This window comes from Pseudomonas sp. P4_C1 (genome assembly GCF_056402155.1).
On record NZ_JBFUHY010000092.1, the window covers coordinates 1 to 17,724 of the forward strand.

Genomic DNA, 17,724 nt, shown 5'->3' on the forward strand with positions numbered 1-17,724 from the left:
ATGAACCGAAAGTTCGACGCTCACAAAACACCGAAAGCTGTCACATACCCAATTTGCTGAAACGTTGAAAAACGGTTCAGTACCCGAATTTCTTGACGACCATAGAGCATTGGAACCACCTGATCCCATCCCGAACTCAGCAGTGAAACGATGCATCGCCGATGGTAGTGTGGGGTTTCCCCATGTGAGAGTAGGTCATCGTCAAGATTAAATTCCGAAACCCCTATCTGCGCACGCAGGTAGGGGTTTTGTTTTTTGGCCTCCGTACACCTCAAACGCTGTTACCTGTGGGAGCGAGCTTGCTCCGGGCGGCGTTCCGACGAAGGTCGTCAACGATGACGCTAACTGCCTGGGGCCACGCGGTGTCCTGGCGTTCTTCGCGAGCGAGCTCCTACAATTCTTGGTAGCGGGGCTCAGTTTGCAGCTTCTGGCCGAGACTCGGCGATCGCTCCGGTGCGGGCGATCACGGTCAGGATCGACAGCGCGGCGATCACCAACCCCGGTGAAGTTGCCAGCAGCACGCCAGTGGTGCCGGCACCGGCGGCGAGGATCTGGCCGGCGGCCAGGGGACCTGCCACCGAGCCGAGCCGGCCGATGGCCACGGCCGCGCCGACGCCGGTGGCGCGCACCGAAGTCGGGTAGGAAGGGGGCGCCAGTGCATACAGCACAAGCTGTGCAGCCATGACGAACAGCCCGACGGCAAACCCGGCGATTGCCATCGGCACGATACCCACCGACAGGCCGACCCCAGCCAGTGCCGCCAACACTCCTGCATACACGAACAGGACCACTTTCAGGCCGTTGCAGCGGTCCAGCATCACCCCGCCAAGCAGCGAACCAATGGCACCGCCCAGGTTGAACAGCATCTGCACCATGCCTGCCTGGGGCTTGGTGAAACCCTGTTCCAGCAACAGCGAGGGCAGCCAGTTGAGCAGCATGTACATCACGGTCAGGGTGAAGAAGTAGCTCAACCACAAGGCCAGCGTGCTGCGTGCGCGTCCTTCGCCGAACAGCGCCTGGGCGGTAGACGAGCGTGGGCTGCCGGTCGTGACGTGCTGCTGACGGAACGCAGTGGATTCGGGCAACAGCAGGGCCATCAGCGGCACCACCAGCAAGGGCGTCAGACCGCCGATGATAAAGGTGGTTTGCCAGTGTTCACTGGAAAACATTGCCACCACTGCCGCCAGCGCGCCACCCAGGGGCACGCCGCAGTACATGACACTGATGGCGGTGCCACGATGGCGTTCGTTCACGGCCTCGGCACACAGGGCAATCAGATTGGGCAGGGCGGCGCCCAGGCCCAGGCCGGTCATGAAGCGCACCAGCAGCAGGCTGGAATAGCTCTCGACGTAGGCGGTGCAGAGCGAGAAGACGCCAAATAGCAACACGGCGCCGACGAGGATTTTCTTGCGGCCGATACGATCGGCAACCCAGCCGCCAAAAAACGCGCCAGGTAGCAGGCCAATGATCCCGGCGCTGAACACCCAGCCCATCATCTTCGGGTCCAGGGCAAAACTCTGGCGCAATCCTGCGGCAGCGGTGCCGGCAGCCTGCAGATCGAACCCCTCGATCAGCGCAACGATAAAGCACAAAGCGATTGTCAGCGTCGAGCGACGCGATGGACTGTCCATGGGTGAACCTCATTGTTGTTTTTGTTATGCAGTCGAGCCCTCCGTGCGTTGGGAGCGCCGTCAATGACCGCCGACGATTAAGATAACAAAGATAACTAAAAAAAGAACGGTGTCGTAAAATCTGCGTAAACCACGAATAAAACCTTAATAAACAGGTTGTTATGGATGCATTAAAGATACTGTTTGAAAATAGATAATAATATTAATGTTCGATTATCGGTCATTCGCGATTGACGATACCCCTTGGGTGTTTCCATTCTCTGGTCGTGAAGCCGACAGCCCCGTGTGGGTCCGGCACTCAAGAACAACAATAAAAAGTGGACATCGAACATGCCAAAACGCCACAGGAACACCGGTTCAGTAGCGTCGCTCTCCTGCGTCTCCAGGATCCTTCCTGGGTGGGTCGTGGCGCTGCTTGGCGTCAGCGTTCTGCCCCCGCAGCTGCGGGCCGAAGGGTTTATCGAGGACAGTCACGCAACGTTGACCATGCGCAATTACTACCTGGACCGTGAATACCAGGACAGCGGCGCCAAGTCTGCCGCGCGGGAGTGGGCCCAGGGTTTCATCATGGGCGTGGAGTCCGGGTTTACCGAAGGGACTGTAGGCTTTGGTCTGGACTTGCGGGGGCTGTTGGGGGTCAAGCTCGACTCCGCGCCGGATCGCAGCGGCACCGAACTGTTGCCGGTGTCGGCCAGCGACAAGCGCGCGGCGGATGACTATTCGCGGCTGGCGCCGACGGCCAAGCTGCGGTTTGCCCAGACAACGATCAAGAGCGGCGATGTCTCGATCTTCCTGCCGTTTGCCTTTGCCAGCCCGTCGCGACTGCTGCCACAGACCTTTCGCGGCACCACGCTCAGCTCCAGGGATTTCGATGGCCTGACCCTGAACACCGGTTACATCGATCGTATCAACAAACGCGATTCCACGGACTATCAGGCCATGACCGTCGCCTCGCCGAACCGGCGTTTCAACGGCGCTGCCACCACCTCGCACCTGGCCTGGCTGGGGGGTGATTACCAGGTCAATAAGGACCTGAGCCTGCGTGCCTACCATGCCGAGGTGACCGACCTGTACCAACAGGACACCCTGGCGTTGCTGCACAACCTGCCGCTCGGCGACGGTGTGTTCAGCAGTGACTTGCGCAGTTTTTTCAGCCGCGAGGATGGCCGCGCCAAGGCGGGTGAGGTGGACAACCGCAATCTCTCGGCATTGTTCGGCTACCGCTTTGGCGGGCACCGAGTGAGCCTTGGCTACATGTATTCCAGTGGCGACACGGCAACGCCGTACATCTCCGGCACCGAGCTGATGGGCATGAGCGAACTGACGATGAGTTCGGACTTTCTCAATGCCAGGGAGCGCACCTGGCAGGCCATCTACGACTACGACTTCGTCGCATCCGGCGTGCCTGGGCTGAAGGGGCGGTTGCGTTATGTGCGCGGCGACAACATCGAGTTGGCCGCCTTCAACGCCGATGACCGCAAGGAACGCGAATTCCAGATGGAGCTGGGTTATGTGATTCAGAGCGGCCCGCTGAAAAACCTCGGTCTGTTGGCGCGCAAGTCGATCTACCGCAATGACTTCCCGGCCGGCGCGGCATTCCGCGATGAAAACCAGACCCGCTTCCTGGTGCTCTATACCTCGCCGATCTGGTAAGCCCGGGTCCTTCGATGTTCTCCGCCGGCCGTCTCTTCTGGAGCGTGCCGGCAGCGCGCGTTCAGTCCTGGTAAACCTTTCTCAGCAAGCGCAGCAGCTCCTCGCGTTCCTCGCCGGTCAGCGATGAAGTGGAGTCGAAATCGCTTTGCGCGGCGATCTGCTTGAGCTCCTTGAGCAAGGTTTCGCCGGTCTTGCTCAGGAAGATTCCGTAGGAGCGTTTGTCCGGCTTGCAACGCACCCGCACCGCCAGCGCGCGGCTTTCCAGTTTATTGAGCAGCGGCACCACCTGCGGCGGCTCGATGGCCAGGGCCCGGGCCAGGTCGGCCTGCATCAGTCCCGGATTCTGCTCGATGATTGCCAGGGCCGAGAACTGCGCGGGGCGCAGGTCATGGGCTGACAGGCGACCGATCAGGTTCTGGAACAGCTTGAGTTGGGCGCGCCGCATCGCGTAGCCGATCAGGTCATCCAGTGCCGAATCCAGCGGTGCCTGCAGCTCGGCGGTGGCGGACGGGGACTCGCTCGGGGCGGCGAGGGGAGAAGGCTTGGCCATTGCGGGTGAATCCTGAACAGGTGGAGGTTAACAAGCGTATCCAGTTTGCCGGGGTTGGCCGCTGATAGCTATGCCCGCCGTTCATGGTGATGGGTTCGGAGGATATTTTCGGGTAGATAAAAAAATGGTTAATTCGATTAATAGTTAATTGACATAACTATATAGGTCCTTTAATTTCCAGTCATCTTCAAGCCAAGAACAAGAGAGCATCGCCATGAGCAACTACGAAGGTCGCTGGACAACCGTCAAGGTCGAAATCGAAGAAGGCATCGCCTGGGTCATTCTCAATCGCCCGGAAAAACGCAACGCCATGAGCCCGACACTCAACCGGGAAATGATCGATGTACTGGAAACCCTGGAGCAGGACCCCGCGGCCGGCGTGCTGGTGCTGACCGGTGCCGGCGATGCCTGGACCGCGGGCATGGACCTCAAGGAATACTTTCGCGAAGTGGACGCGGGCCCGGAGATCCTCCAGGAAAAAATCCGCCGCGAAGCCTCGCAATGGCAATGGAAACTGCTGCGCATGTACGCCAAGCCGACCATCGCCATGGTCAACGGCTGGTGCTTCGGTGGCGGCTTCAGCCCGCTGGTGGCCTGTGACCTGGCGATCTGCGCCGACGAAGCGACGTTCGGCCTCTCGGAAATCAACTGGGGCATCCCGCCGGGCAACCTGGTGAGCAAGGCCATGGCCGACACCGTGGGCCATCGTCAGTCGCTGTACTACATCATGACCGGCAAGACCTTCGGTGGGCAGAAAGCTGCCGAGATGGGTCTGGTCAACGAAAGCGTACCCCTGGCGCAACTGCGTGAAGTCACGGTGGATCTGGCGCGCAACCTGCTGGAGAAAAACCCGGTGGTGCTGCGTGCGGCCAAGCATGGCTTCAAGCGCTGCCGCGAGCTGACCTGGGAGCAGAACGAGGACTACCTGTACGCCAAGCTCGACCAGTCGCGCCTGCTCGACACCGAAGGTGGCCGCGAGCAGGGCATGAAGCAGTTCCTCGACGACAAGAGCATCAAGCCCGGTCTGCAGGCCTACAAGCGCTGAGACTGATCGCCGGGTGCATGTCCGCCCCGGCGCGCTCTATCGCTCGAATGCATTCCCGATAAAGACAATAAAGAGGAATCACCATGCTGGACGTGCCCCTGCTGATTGGCGGCCAGTCGCTGCCTGCCCGCGACGGTCGGACCTTCGAACGCCGCAACCCGGTGACCGGTGAACTGGTATCGAGGGTAGCCGCCGCGACCCTGGAAGATGCCGACGCCGCGGTGGCTGCCGCTCAGTCGGCGTTTCCCGCCTGGGCCGCCCTGGCGCCCAATGAACGTCGCAGCCGTTTGCTCAAGGCCGCCGAGCAGTTGCAGGCGCGCAGTGAAGAGTTCATTGCCGCGGCCGGTGAAACCGGGGCCATGGCCAACTGGTACGGTTTCAACGTGCGGCTGGCGGCCAACATGCTGCGTGAAGCGGCGTCGATGACCACCCAGATCAATGGCGAAGTCATCCCCTCGGATGTGCCGGGCAGTTTTGCCATGGCCCTGCGTCAACCCTGCGGTGTGGTGCTGGGGATCGCCCCGTGGAACGCCCCGGTGATTCTCGCCACCCGCGCCATCGCCATGCCGTTGGCGTGCGGCAATACCGTGGTGCTTAAGGCTTCCGAATTGAGTCCGGCGGTGCATCGGTTGATCGGCCAGGTCTTGCAGGATGCCGGGTTGGGTGATGGCGTGGTCAACGTCATCAGCAATGCCCCGGCGGATGCCCCGGCGATTGTCGAGCGGCTGATCGCCAACCCGGCGGTGCGGCGGGTCAACTTCACAGGTTCAACCCATGTCGGGCGCATTGTCGGCGAGCTTTCGGCGCGCCACCTCAAGCCGGCCTTGCTGGAGCTGGGCGGCAAGGCGCCGTTGCTGGTGCTCGATGATGCTGACCTGGATGCGGCGGTGGAGGCAGCTGCCTTCGGCGCCTACTTCAATCAGGGACAGATCTGCATGTCCACCGAACGCCTGATCGTCGATGCCAAGGTCGCCGACGCCTTTGTCGCCAGGCTGGCGGCCAAGGTCGAGACCCTGCGCGCCGGTGATCCTGCGGCGGCAGATTCGGTGCTCGGTTCGCTGGTCGATGCCAGTGCCGGTACGCGCATCAAGGGGTTGATCGACGATGCCTTGGCCAAGGGCGCGCGGCTGGTGGTCGGCGGGCAACTGGACGGCAGCATTTTGCAGCCGACCCTGATCGATGGCGTCAACGAGACCATGCGTCTGTATCGCGAAGAGTCCTTCGGCCCGGTGGCGGTGTTGCTGCGCGGGGAGGGCGATGAAGCGTTGCTGCATCTGGCCAACGATTCCGAGTTTGGTTTGTCGGCGGCGATTTTCAGTCGCGATACCGGGCGCGCCCTGGCGCTGGCCCAACGGGTCGAGTCGGGCATCTGCCATATCAATGGCCCGACCGTGCACGACGAAGCGCAAATGCCCTTCGGCGGGGTCAAGTCCAGCGGCTACGGCAGCTTTGGCGGCAAGGCGTCCATCGAGCATTTCACCCAGTTGCGCTGGGTCACCTTGCAGCATGGACCGCGGCATTACCCGATCTGAACAGCAGAAATAACAATAAAAAAGGCTGCAGCCACCACCATGCCCATTCGTGCGGCTTGGTGGTAGCGTGCCTTGATGGAGAACAAGCACGTGAGTTCCGAATTCAGATCGCAACCCCACACCCAGGCCGGCGCGTCGCGCTACCGTCACGTGTCCATCGGTCGCGCAGCGGTCGAGGTGACAGAACAGCAGGGCGCATTGCACATGCGCTCCCAAGAGCCATTGGCCGAGTATCCACCGCGACTGCTCGACCGTCTGGTGCATTGGGCCCGGGTGCGTCCCGAGCAGACCTTTATCGCCGCTCGCCAGGCCGACGGTGAGTGGCGTCGGGTCAGTTACGCGCAGATGCTCGACAGTGTCCGGGCCATCGCCCAAAGCCTGTTGAGCTACGACCTGTCGGCGGACAAACCGCTGGTGCTGCTCTCTGGCAATGACATCGAGCATTTGCAGCTCGCCTTCGGCGCCCTGTACGCGGGCATTCCCTACTGCCCGGTGTCGCCGGCCTATTCGCTGCTGTCCCAGGATTTCGCCAAGCTGCGTCACGTCTGCGACCTGCTTCAACCCGGCCTGGTGTTTGTCAGTGATGCCGCGGCCTACCAGCGTGCCATCGAGGCGGTGCTACCCGCTGAAACGCCCATGATTACCGTCCGGGGCGAAGTCGCGGGGCGTCGTCAGGTCAGCTTTGCCAGCCTGCTCGAGCAGCAGGGCTGGGCCGAGGCCGAAGCCGCGTTTGCCAGCACGGGGCCGGACAGCATCGCCAAGTTCCTGTTCACCTCCGGCTCGACCAAGCTACCCAAGGCGGTGATCACCACACAACGCATGCTGTGCGCCAACCAACAGATGCTGTTGCAGACGTTTCCGGTGTTCGGCGAAGAACCGCCGGTGCTGGTGGATTGGCTGCCGTGGAACCATACCTTCGGCGGCAGCCATAACGTCGGCATTGTGCTCTACAACGGTGGCAGCTTTTACCTGGACGACGGCAAGCCGACGGCGCAGGGTTTCGCGCAGACCCTGCGTAACCTCAAGGAAGTGTCGCCCACCGCCTACCTGACCGTACCCAAGGGTTGGGAAGAACTGGTCTCGGCACTGGAGCAGGACGCGGAACTGCGGGAGATCTTTTTCAAGCGCATCAGCCTGTTCTTCTTTGCCGCAGCCGGTCTGTCGCAAAGTGTCTGGGACCGCCTCGACCGGATCAGCGAACAGCATTGCGGTGAGCGTATTCGCATGATGGCCGGGCTCGGCATGACCGAGGCTTCGCCGTCCTGCACCTTCACCACCGGGCCGTTGTCCATGGCCGGTTACGTCGGCCTGCCGGCGCCCGGTTGCGAGGTGCGCCTGGTGCCGGTGGACGGCAAACTGGAAGGGCGTTTTCGTGGGCCGCATATCATGCCCGGCTACTGGCGGTCAGCGCAGCAGACCTTGGAAGCGTTCGACCCCCAGGGCTTCTACTGTTCCGGCGATGCACTCAAGCTCGCCGACCCGAGGGATCCGCAATTGGGGCTGATGTTCGACGGGCGCATCGCCGAAGATTTCAAGTTGTCATCCGGGGTGTTCGTCAGTGTCGGACCTTTGCGCAGCCGCGCGGTGCTCGAAGGATCGCCCTATGTCCAGGACCTGGTGGTGACCGCGCCGGATCGTGAATGCCTGGGCGCGCTGGTCTTTGCGCGGATGTTTGAATGTCGACGACTGTCAGGGCTGGCGGCCAGTGCCAGCGACGCCGAGGTGCTGGCCAGCGCACCGGTGCGCGAGTGGTTTGCCGGCTGGTTGCAGCGACTCAATCGCGAGGCCACGGGCAATGCCAGTCGCCTGGAGTGGATCGCCTTGCTCGACGAGCCGGCGTCCATCGACCGGGGTGAAATCACCGACAAGGGTTCGATCAATCAGCGTGCGGTATTGCAGTGGCGCGCGGAGCAGGTCGAGGCGCTCTATCGCGGGCTCGATCCGGCCATCCTGCGCGCCGGGGCGAAATCGGGAGCGAAGTCCTGAACACAGGCGGGCAGTACTCGGCCTTTGCCGATGCGGCGATTTTCGATGCGCTGCGCACGCCGTGGGTGGACCTCGGTGGTGCACTGGCCGAGGTTTCACCGATCGACCTGGGCATCAAGGTCGGGCGCGAAGTACTGGCTCGCGCGCAAGTCGACCCACTGGCGGTAGACAGCGTGCTGGCGGGCTCCATGGCCCAGGCCAGCTTCGATGCCTACATGCTGCCACGGCACATCGGCCTCTACAGCGGCGTGGCGCAATCGGTTCCGGCACTGGGGGTGCAACGCATCTGCGCCACCGGTTTCGAACTGCTGCGCCAGGCCGCCAGGCAACTGGATGACGGCGTGCAATTGGCCCTGTGCGTGGCCACCGAATCGATGTCGCGCAATCCGATTGCGGCCTATACCCATCGAGGCGGATTCCGCCTTGGTACAGAAGTGCAGTTCAAGGATTTTCTCTGGGAAGCCTTGTACGACCCGGCTCCCGGGGTGGACATGATCACCACCGCCGACAACCTGGCGCGGCGTTATGGGCTGAGTCGCGAAGCGGTGGACGCCTACGCCTGTACCAGTCACCACCGGGCGTTTGCGGCACACCAGGCTGGCTGGCTTGCACCCGAGATCGTTGCCGTGGGGCATCAGGTGTTTGAACTGCAAGGCTATCAGCCACGCAGCATCCGCCTGTCACGCGGTGTCGCCACGGTGAGTGAGGACAGCCACCCACGGCCCGGAGACATCGCGGCGTTGGCCCGGTTGCGCACTGTGCACGAAGGCGGGGTGCAAACCGCCGGCAACAGTTGTGCGGTGGTCGATGGCGCGGCAGCGGCCCTGGTCGGGCGCGCTTCGGCCTGTCGGGATACACCGCTGGCCTTGTTGCGGGCCAGCGCGGTGGTCGGGGTGGCGCCAGAGTTCATGGGCATCGGTCCGGCACCGGCGATTCGCCTGCTGTTGCAGCGCAGCGGCTTGAGCCTGGAGCAGATCGACCGCTTTGAAATCAACGAAGCCCAGGCCGCCCAGGTCCTGGCGGTGGCTCAGGAACTGGAGCTGGATCCTTCGCGTCTGAACGTTAAGGGCGGTTCGTTGGCACTCGGCCACCCCTTGGCCGCCAGTGGCTTGCGCCTGGTGCTGACCCTGTCCCGACAACTGCGTGAGCACAATCTGCGTTATGGCGTCGCCGCGGCCTGTGTTGGCGGCGGGCAGGGCATGGCGCTACTGATCGAGAATCCCGCCTGGCGTGCCTGAGGCAACATCGGTTGAGCGGGGGGATCCGCTGGTCTGTTTATTTTGTCGTCTTGCCCGGGAATGCCAAGCTAGGTGTTCGGCTACTACGTTGGACGGCTAAGTTGGACAGCAAGGAGACATCATGACGGTCAAGCGCATGGACAACATCGGCATCGTTGTAGAAGACATCGACGCTGCCATCGAATTCTTCACCGAACTTGGCCTCGAGTTCGAGGGGCGCGCACCCATCGAAGGCGACTGGGCAGATGGCGTCACTGGATTGCGCGACATGCGCGTCGAGATTGCCATGATGCGTACGCCGGACGGTCACAGCCGGCTCGAGTTATCCCGATTCCTCGCACCACCTGTGATCGCCGATCACCGCAACGCCCCGGTGAACGCCCTCGGTTACCTGCGTGTCATGTTCACCGTGGAAGACATCGCCGACACGCTTGCCAGGCTCTACAAACGCGGCGCGAAGCTCGTCGGCAAAGTGGCCCGGTACGAAGATATGTATCTGCTCTGCTACATACGGGGGCCCGAAGGCATTCTCATCGGGCTTGCCCAGGAACTCGGGCAGCACGCTGCTCGATGAGTTCATCGCTGGATGCTTGCCTCTCTGCCCAAAACATCAGCGGCAGTCGACTACCCCAATGACGCCACGCTATTGAGCAAAGTCTTGACCAGTTGCGCCTTGCGCGTGGCGCCGGTCTTGGCGAACACTCCGCGCAAGTGGGCGCGCACGGTGTTGCGCGAAACCCCGAGCGCCTCGGCCGTCTTATCGAGGGGCTGGCCGTCCATGACCAGCATGGCCACTTCGGTTTCCGTGCGGGTCAGTTGGAACAGGCTGCGCAGCAGGTCGCGGGAGGCTTGTGGCGAGTCGGCGGTTCAGCGGCGTGTTGGCCAACCAGTTGGCGGCCCGTGCGCCGCGCAAGGCGATCGGCTTGCTCAGCGCCAGGGCGGACGGCGACTAGGCGTTCAGCCTGCGGGTACCGGAAGAGGCCGGGATGACGGCGGATGCCTTCTGCCGGCAGTTTCCAACGGGGGGAGGGCGCAAGCGTGCTGCCGGGATCAATCGTCTGGCGGAGGAGCAGTTGAAGGAAGTCGCCGCACGCCTGCTCGATTGCTATCGCTGAGAAAAGAGCAACGTCCCGAACGGATGGCTCGGGGCGTTGCGCTGCATGGCGAGGGCGTTAGCACTAGCGCCGATAGTAGCGGCGATCGTCCTCGTAGCGGTACCGCATGGCCCGATCCTGGTGGCGTTCCCAATCACGGCGGCGTTCTGCTTCTCGGTAGGCTTGCTCTCTGCGCCAGTTATCCCTACGCCAGTCGTCCCGGCGCCAATCGTCTCTGTGAGAGTGCCAGCGGCCGTCATGCCAGTATCGGTCGTCATGGGCAAGCAACGGCCCTGGCTGCTTGCCGGCCATACTGGCCAGGGTCGGCCAAGGGTTGCCGGCAGCCTGGACCGGAACCTGAACGGCTGTGACTTCAGGTGCGAAAACAGGGGTTGAGGTCTTCATCTGTGTTGCTGATGCCGAGCCCACTGCCGCGAACGCGAACAGGCCGAAGAGCACCATCCGTGGGTCATGGAATTTCATGAATGAAGACAACCTCTGATTGATTTCTGGGCGTGTGGCCAACCGGTTGCGGGTTCGCGCTTAGCGAGCGGATGTGCCTATGCACATAGACCGATAAACAGGAAAAAGTTCTAGGGAGCCGCTGTTTAAATAGTTAACGGCGTCAGTGTGCGGCCCCTTTGAGGTTTGCTCTCTCGATGTCTGGTCTTGGCTGATTCTGTTGAAAAAGTCGGTCTGCTCAAACTGCCTGACCATTGACTGGTGAAAACGCCTTTTTTGCCCGCTTCTACGTGAAATCCGAGTCCGGAAGCCTCTGCTGGACGGTGGGTCGTGCAATGCGCTGCTGGGCATTTCCAACAGTGTGATGCTGGCGGAGATCACGGCGAACCGAGTGCTGGATCAAATCGATCCGTAGGAGCGAGCTTGCTCGCGATGGAGGCCAACGAGGACGCGGGAAACCAGACTTACCGCGGCGTCCTCTGGTTTTTCGCGAGCAGGCTCGCTCCTACAAGGGCCGGCATGTGACTTGGGAATGGGAGTGAAAGCAAAGGACCCGCCAGGGCGACGGGTCCGAAGGGGGATCAGAGTTTCGGCAATTGCCCGATGCGGCCCATCATCTCGGTCACGATCTGCAGGTCCAGCAGGAACTGCGCGGTGGTCTTGAACTCGTTGTCGTTGTGACCGGTGTATTTGACCTCCGGCATGGCCAGGCCGAACTGCACGCCGTTGGGCAGTTCATGCACGGACGTGGCGCCGGCGGAGGTGCCGAACTTGTGTTCCATGCCGAGGTTTTCGCTGGCCACCGCGAGCAGGGCCTTGACCCATTCACCCTCGGGGTTGCGGAACATCGGTTCGGCAATCGACAGGTCAAAGGTTGGTGCGATGCTGGTCTTCTTGCTCCAGGCGTCCAGTTTTCCGGCGATTTCGGATTTGAGCACTTCCGGCGTCTTGCCCTTCGGCACGCGCAGGTTGACCGCGAGTTTGAAGGCTTTGTCGTCCATCCCGACATAGGTCAGGGACGTGGTCAGCGGGCCCATGAATTCATCGGCAAAACCGACCCCCAACTTGCCACCCAGGTAGTCCAGCCCCCAGTTGTCGGCGGCGTAGCGGGCGGCGTCAGTGATCTGGTTGTGCTTGAGCGCGACCTTGCCGTCGAGGCTATTGATGAAGTCGAGCATCCTCGCCACCGGGTTGACGCCGGACTCGGGCTCGGAGGAGTGGGCGGACACACCGGTGACCGTCAGTTTGACGTCCTTGCCGTCGACTTTGGCGGCGACCTCGAAGTTGCCGCCATTGCGCTTGGCATAGTCGGTGCCGGCCTTTTGCAGGCTGACGGCCAGTTCGGCGGGCTTGTCGGTCACCAGGGTCGCGACCGATGTCGACGGAATCTGGTTGGTGGCCAGGCCGCCGGTCATCGAGGTGATTTGCGCACCTTTGCCTTGAGCCTTGCGTTTGGCGAAGCTGGCCATGACCGTGCCGTAGCCTTTCTCGGCGATCACTACCGGGTAGCCGCCATCCAGCGCCAGGTTGTAGTTGGGGGTCGGGTTGCGTTCGAAGTAGTAGGGGATGGCGTCGCCCGTTGTCTCTTCGGTGGTGTCGACCAGCAACTTGAAGTTGCGGGCCAGCGGCAGCTGCTCTTCCTTGATGATCTTCATGGCGTAGAGCGCCACCACGATGCCGTTCTTGTCATCCTCGGTGCCGCGGCCATACATGCGATCACCGATCAGGGTGACCTTGAACGGATCGAGGCGGGTGCCGTCCTGCAGCACCCAGTTTTCCGGCGTCACCGGCACCACATCGGCATGGGCGTGAATGCCCACGACTTCATCGCCAGCGCCTTCCAGGGAGATTTCATAGACGCGGTTATCGATGTTGCGAAAGTTCAGGTTGAACGCCCGGGCGAGGCCCTTGATCTTCTCGGCAATCTTGAGAAATTCAGGATTGTCGTGCTGGTCAACACCTTCCACGCGCACGGTTGGAATGGCCACCAGCTCCTTCAAGGTTTCGGTGGCCGCGCTGCCGTATTTCACACGGGCATAGAGGCCAAGCAGGCGATGGATTTCGTTTTGCTGCCCGGCGCTAAGCGTCTTGTTATCGAGGAATGCACGGATGGCCGGGCCGAGGTTGTCGGTTTTGGCGATATCGCTCTTGGACAAGTCGTCCAGGAACTGTCTGAAATCCTTGACCGATGCATCACTGAAGGTCTTGAGGATGATCGCGCTCTGTTGCGGCGTGTTGTTGGCGTGGGCAGCGGTGGTGAACGATGAAAGGCTGGCGAGCATAAGGCTGGTCGCAGCCAGGTGCTTGAGGGAAAAATCCATTGCTGGGGGCATTCCTTTGCAGGTGGTTTGTAAGAAATATCTGATCGTTTGATCAGAAACATTTGCAAACTACCACCACGAGCGTGTGAAACGGGAGCCCCTGAAGTGGGATCTGTCGCACAGAAATGCAAAAGCGGCGCAGAAATGAAAAAACGCTCTATCAATGCTTACATTCTGCCATCACCACTTGGCAGGTATTCGGCGTGCCGCCGGATCGGCCCGCATAGCGGATGCAATTATCCAGGGATTTCTGGCGAGCCATGTCCAGGGTCTCCGCCCAGGCGAGGCCGCCTTCGCCGACAGTCGGGAGGGCTTTTGCATAGCAGGTTGAACCCGTGTTTGGGGCGGGATAGCGAGCCGTGGCGGCTTTGCCTGAACATCCCGCTGTCAGTGCCAGGTCGATGGCGAGCAGGAAAAGCAGGATCCATGGCGAGCATTGGTGCGCAGTTTTCCCCGTCATCTCGGTTCCCCTGTAGCAAGAGGCGTATTTGAGATCGTACCTGGCCAGATCAGGGCTGAGGCACACTCTTTCTTTGAGCCTATCCTTGCGGCATCGATCCTGCTGCTCCTTTCGTCTGCTTCCCGATCATCAGCTACGTCCGTGCGCCAGGCGTGAGGACAGCCTGGCCTGAACGGGAAAACCCATCCGGGTTGGCATAGGCCGCCATTACGCTCCCGATGGTCAATCAAACGGCTGACGCTAGCGCTTGATCTGAGAAATCTTCGTTCCCTCGATGCTGACCCCCGCCATCAACCCTTGCTGGTCGAAGATGAACGCGTAGGCGTCGTCTTTGAGCGTCGAGCTGGACAGGTTCTTCGCAACCCCTGCATTCACTAAAACAACCGTTGGTCCTACACCGATTTCCCAGCCCTTGGTGTCGGCTACATATTTCACGGCTTTATCGGTCATCAGGAAAACCACATAGCCATACGATTGGGCGCCGATCTGCAGCCCCCATGAACCGCTGACGGAGTTGTAGTAACTCTCGACTTTCGAGCCTTTCATCAGTACGCCTTCGCCATAGCTGCCGCCGAACACAAGACCGGCCTTTATGATGTTCGGGAAAACAAGCACCGCTTTGGCGTTGTGCGAGATGGTTTCGGAAAAAGGATTAGTCTTGTAGAGCGTTTGCAACGCTTGTCGAGAGTCGGCATTCAGATCCACGGCGGTGGCCGCTCCTGCGGTGTTCAGGAGACCGGCCGATGCCAATGATGCCGTCACGAGGAAGATCAACAGGAAGAACCGCATTGATTGAGTCATTTGCCTACTCCGCTGAGGGAGCATTGGATGAGAGCAGTGGCAAGCGCCTGCGTCAGGCAGGAACCGAATCCGCTGAGGTTATCCGGCGCACCCTGAAGTGTGTGAATTGCAGGCATCGCTCTTGAATGAAGTTGGTTTGCGACCTTGGTCTGCGGCCACTGAACATTTGCGCTGCCATCATCTGTTGTGACCACAGCGTAATGGCCGGGTTCGCTGTCAGTTCTGCTTCTGGCCGCCAGTTTCATCTTGTGAAGGATTGAAATTGGTTCCTCACGCGCTCAATCCAGGCAGCAAAAGGCCCGCTCAATGGCGGGCCTTCTGTTTGGGGTCAAATCCTTTTGTTCATCCAATCTGCGCTCCATCTTGTGAGCGTTTCGTGAAAAACATGTCGTAGCAATGAAAAAGCCCGGCGTCGGCCGGGCTCTCTGTAGATGGGCCAAATCCTTTTGGCTGATGCCATTGTGCTGGGTGGATGTGACGACGATATGACAGGGCTGACACGAAGAGCTGATCGCTGTCGGGCTGGTCAATTTAGCGGAAGCTATAATTTTCTTGAGCAAATTATGGAACGCTTGTCGAGCGGCGAGATTTTCGCCAAACACCGGAAACGACAAAGCCCTGAATAATCAGGGCTTTGTTGTATAAAGATGGCGGAGGCGATGTCCGCTATTTTGACGTATTTTGAGTTCTATTGCTGTCTGATTGCTTGATAAAAAATCCTTATAAAGCATGTGGATACTTGATTTTTGTCTTTTGTATTCCAACTGATGTTACCGGAAGCCATCATCCAGGGTGTGGGCTGGAGTGTGGGCTGGAGCTGATTTGGATCAGGTCATCATCCTTAAAAAGATGATCTCTTGGAGGAGTCACCGATCACTTACGAAGAACTGCTTCGGCATGACGAGGTGATCGCTCAACTGCTCGATCTGGGCTGTAGCAAGTTGAGTGAATGTCGTTGGCGGCCCATATCCGCTGGACGCTGGCCGGTGAAATGCCGGCGACTCGAGCCATGCTTCGACAGCTCCAGCGAGGCTGACCGATACGCGGCTGAGTGACTTGCTCAAGGGTTCGTTTCAACGCTTCGGCCGGCAAGGATGGCTTGCGACCTTGTCCGGGCAGATCCACCAGGCCTTGCAGACGCAGCTCTTGAAAACGCTTGCACCAGCGCGTGACTGACACAACGCAGAGACCGGTCAACCGGGCAATCTCGTTGCGCGAACGGCCTTGAGCCGCCAGTAAAATCACCCGCGCCCGACGACCGTCGCGCTGACTGATCGTGGCCGAGCTGGATGGCGACGCGTTCTTCAACGCGGAGTTTGCCTTAGGTCATAGTCGAATATAGCCCGCCAGCGTACCGGAATTAACCGCCTTGTATGTCAGTGCTACGCACTCACGCGCCAGGTATAATGAAAAATCTTGCATTGTCTTCGCCGTTTCCGCAGAGTCGAGGTAATCCTGGAGGATAATGAGCTCATAACATGGATAGTCAATTCAAATACTCTGATTTCGTCCCGGCCGACGAGAGTCATTCAAGCGTCTGTTTACAATCCGAACTTGAAAACCTGTTGGGGGACCTTCAGGGATTAAGCTATGCCTACTTTGCTGTTCCTCGAAATCGTGAAGCGGCTCCCCTTATTGTTTCAAATTATCCATCGCCCTGGCTGAAAGCCTATAAGGGAGCCAACTATCATTTGATCGATCCGATCATTCATCACGGTCTTAAAAGTTGCGCGCCATTTTCTTGGAGTGATGCGCTCCAGGCCGTTTCCTGTGACAAGAGTCGGGAGTTGTTTCGACGTTCCAGCCAATACCGGATCTGCTCCGGCGCCACCTTTATCCTGCATGACCCCTGTGGAGTGTTCAGTTCGTTGAGTCTTTGCAACGGCGGGCAGCAAGCCGACTTCGATCGCCGCATGGCCGACCAGCAGGGGCAGATACAGATGGCACTGATCCGCTTTCATAGCCGACTGTTGAGCCTGCGGACGGTGGATGAACTGTTTTCCAAACTTCAGAGTGGGCCACTTTCGGGCAAGGAGATGGAGGTGCTCAAGTGGGTGATGATGGGCAAGTCCTACCGGGAAATCGCGCTGATCTGCGCGATTTCCGAGCGTACGGTCAAATTTCACATGTCCAACATTTCCGGAAAACTGCAGGTCTGCAATGCCAAGCAGGCGGTTTATGAGGCTCAGCGCCAAGGCATCCTCTGATTCAGGCGCTGATCCGCTTGGGCTAACCGAGCGGTGTGTCGCGGATGTGCAGACGATGCGGCCACTGGCTTGCCTGCGTGGATGACAAGGGTTGCTTGCGCGCAATACTGGACATCAGCCGCTGACGATTGAACTCGGTTACCGGCATGTTCAGCAGCAGCACCTTTTCCCCCGGAGAGGCTTCGCCGGTATCCAGCACTTCATAGTGCCAGCCGGCGTTGCGTACGACCCGTCCCATGGCATTGCTGACCACGGTGATGATCGATTCCAGGCCACTGCCTGCGGCATAGTTGTGCATGCAAAAAAGCAGCATTTCGGTCAGCGGTACCTGGGCCAGGCCGTGTTGGCGTGATCGGACCTTGTCGACGAAGAAGCGACTGGACTCGGCCATCAGCGCGTGCTTGGGCGGCTCGCAGCGGAAAAAATCACGGAACGGCCCTTCGACCATATAGGGATCCAGAGTGCTGATCAGGCGCAGGCCGGCCAAGGGGACACCCTCCCAGGTACCGATCAGGTAGGTCGTCCGCTCGCTGTCGTATTCATCGAACTCGATGCCGTTATTTATATTGACCTTCCAACTTAAACGATCAGCGAATACTTCCTTGCGCAGGCGATACAAGTCGGCGACCCAAGCGTGGGGCGTCGCACTATAGTCAAGCGCGTGAAACTCGATAGCTTTCATGTTATTAACGTTCTTCCATGGGAACTGGTACTTAAGTACTAAGTGGTGCGGCTCGTACAGGT

General features: G+C 60.2%; 16 protein-coding genes, 1 rRNA gene and 2 pseudogenes. 10 read left to right on the forward strand and 9 right to left on the reverse strand.

Annotation, left to right across the window (positions count from 1 at the left end; genetic code table 11):
• The first annotated feature begins 91 nt into the window (after positions 1 to 91).
• Positions 92 to 207, forward strand: a 5S ribosomal RNA gene (rrf, locus tag AC1DU9_RS26945).
• Between the two features lie 206 nt (positions 208 to 413).
• On the opposite strand, the gene mhpT is transcribed toward rrf, so the two are convergent.
• Entirely contained in the window at positions 414 to 1,631 is a 1,218-nt protein-coding gene (gene mhpT, locus AC1DU9_RS26950; protein WP_223462808.1) for a 3-(3-hydroxy-phenyl)propionate transporter MhpT, read from the reverse strand.
• A gap of 330 nt (positions 1,632 to 1,961) precedes the next feature.
• Between mhpT and AC1DU9_RS26955 the strand changes: the two genes are divergently transcribed.
• Positions 1,962 to 3,284, forward strand: a complete 1,323-nt coding sequence (locus AC1DU9_RS26955; protein WP_223462809.1) for an OprD family porin — start codon at positions 1,962 to 1,964, stop codon at positions 3,282 to 3,284.
• A gap of 61 nt (positions 3,285 to 3,345) precedes the next feature.
• Here the strand turns inward: AC1DU9_RS26955 and AC1DU9_RS26960 are convergent, their stop codons facing one another.
• Positions 3,346 to 3,834: a MarR family transcriptional regulator gene (locus tag AC1DU9_RS26960; RefSeq protein WP_223462810.1), complete on the reverse strand. Its 489-nt coding sequence runs from the start codon at positions 3,832 to 3,834 to the stop codon at positions 3,346 to 3,348.
• Between the two features lie 214 nt (positions 3,835 to 4,048).
• Between AC1DU9_RS26960 and AC1DU9_RS26965 the strand changes: the two genes are divergently transcribed.
• From AC1DU9_RS26965 to AC1DU9_RS26985, 5 genes are all read left to right on the forward strand, one after another.
• Positions 4,049 to 4,879: a p-hydroxycinnamoyl CoA hydratase/lyase gene (locus AC1DU9_RS26965; RefSeq protein WP_056722899.1), complete on the forward strand. Its 831-nt coding sequence runs from the start codon at positions 4,049 to 4,051 to the stop codon at positions 4,877 to 4,879.
• Positions 4,880 to 4,962: 83 nt separating this feature from the next.
• Positions 4,963 to 6,411: an aldehyde dehydrogenase gene (locus AC1DU9_RS26970; RefSeq protein WP_223462811.1), complete on the forward strand. Its 1,449-nt coding sequence runs from the start codon at positions 4,963 to 4,965 to the stop codon at positions 6,409 to 6,411.
• A gap of 90 nt (positions 6,412 to 6,501) precedes the next feature.
• Positions 6,502 to 8,397 carry a feruloyl-CoA synthase gene (locus AC1DU9_RS26975; RefSeq protein WP_223462812.1) on the forward strand — a complete coding sequence of 632 codons (1,896 nt, stop codon included), beginning with the start codon at positions 6,502 to 6,504 and terminating at the stop codon, positions 8,395 to 8,397.
• Positions 8,394 to 9,635 carry a thiolase family protein gene (locus AC1DU9_RS26980; protein WP_223462861.1) on the forward strand — a complete coding sequence of 414 codons (1,242 nt, stop codon included), beginning with the start codon at positions 8,394 to 8,396 and terminating at the stop codon, positions 9,633 to 9,635. Before AC1DU9_RS26975 ends, AC1DU9_RS26980 begins: the two co-directional genes overlap by 4 nt.
• A 121-nt stretch (positions 9,636 to 9,756) precedes the next feature.
• Positions 9,757 to 10,209, forward strand: a complete 453-nt coding sequence (locus AC1DU9_RS26985; protein ID WP_223462813.1) for a VOC family protein — start codon at positions 9,757 to 9,759, stop codon at positions 10,207 to 10,209.
• Positions 10,210 to 10,259: 50 nt separating this feature from the next.
• Here the strand turns inward: AC1DU9_RS26985 and AC1DU9_RS26990 are convergent, their stop codons facing one another.
• The gene (locus AC1DU9_RS26990; protein WP_317851130.1) at positions 10,260 to 10,472 is read right to left on the reverse strand and encodes a helix-turn-helix transcriptional regulator; all 213 of its coding nucleotides are present in this window, start codon (positions 10,470 to 10,472) and stop codon (positions 10,260 to 10,262) included.
• Positions 10,473 to 10,621: 149 nt separating this feature from the next.
• Here AC1DU9_RS26990 and AC1DU9_RS26995 point away from each other — a divergent pair, with 149 nt between their 5' ends.
• Positions 10,622 to 10,750, forward strand: a complete 129-nt coding sequence (locus tag AC1DU9_RS26995; protein WP_263289858.1) for a hypothetical protein — start codon at positions 10,622 to 10,624, stop codon at positions 10,748 to 10,750.
• Positions 10,751 to 10,813: 63 nt separating this feature from the next.
• Here AC1DU9_RS26995 and AC1DU9_RS27000 read toward each other — a convergent pair whose 3' ends face one another.
• Positions 10,814 to 11,212, reverse strand: a complete 399-nt coding sequence (locus tag AC1DU9_RS27000) for a hypothetical protein (protein ID WP_223462814.1) — start codon at positions 11,210 to 11,212, stop codon at positions 10,814 to 10,816.
• 295 nt (positions 11,213 to 11,507) lie between these two features.
• Here AC1DU9_RS27000 and AC1DU9_RS27005 point away from each other — a divergent pair.
• Positions 11,508 to 11,606 (forward strand): annotated as a pseudogene (locus AC1DU9_RS27005) (DUF6124 family protein); the annotation flags it as partial.
• Between the two features lie 166 nt (positions 11,607 to 11,772).
• Here AC1DU9_RS27005 and AC1DU9_RS27010 read toward each other — a convergent pair.
• The 4 genes and pseudogenes from AC1DU9_RS27010 to AC1DU9_RS27025 all read right to left on the reverse strand — a co-directional run.
• The gene (locus AC1DU9_RS27010; protein WP_458237156.1) at positions 11,773 to 13,512 is read right to left on the reverse strand and encodes a dipeptidase; all 1,740 of its coding nucleotides are present in this window, start codon (positions 13,510 to 13,512) and stop codon (positions 11,773 to 11,775) included.
• 160 nt (positions 13,513 to 13,672) lie between these two features.
• A complete protein-coding gene (locus AC1DU9_RS27015; protein ID WP_457266274.1) occupies positions 13,673 to 13,972 on the reverse strand; it encodes a hypothetical protein in 300 nt (99 codons plus the stop codon).
• A gap of 240 nt (positions 13,973 to 14,212) precedes the next feature.
• Positions 14,213 to 14,773, reverse strand: coding sequence for a lipid-binding SYLF domain-containing protein (locus AC1DU9_RS27020; protein WP_457266273.1), 561 nt, complete (start codon positions 14,771 to 14,773; stop codon positions 14,213 to 14,215).
• Positions 14,774 to 15,721: 948 nt separating this feature from the next.
• Positions 15,722 to 16,057: pseudogene (locus AC1DU9_RS27025) on the reverse strand (helix-turn-helix domain-containing protein); the annotation flags it as partial.
• Positions 16,058 to 16,251: 194 nt separating this feature from the next.
• Between AC1DU9_RS27025 and AC1DU9_RS27030 the strand changes: the two are divergent.
• The gene (locus tag AC1DU9_RS27030) at positions 16,252 to 16,980 is read left to right on the forward strand and encodes a helix-turn-helix transcriptional regulator (RefSeq protein ID WP_223462818.1); all 729 of its coding nucleotides are present in this window, start codon (positions 16,252 to 16,254) and stop codon (positions 16,978 to 16,980) included.
• Between the two features lie 22 nt (positions 16,981 to 17,002).
• Here AC1DU9_RS27030 and AC1DU9_RS27035 read toward each other — a convergent pair whose 3' ends face one another.
• A complete protein-coding gene (locus AC1DU9_RS27035; protein WP_477811044.1) occupies positions 17,003 to 17,662 on the reverse strand; it encodes an acyl-homoserine-lactone synthase in 660 nt (219 codons plus the stop codon).
• Positions 17,663 to 17,724 lie beyond the last annotated feature (62 nt).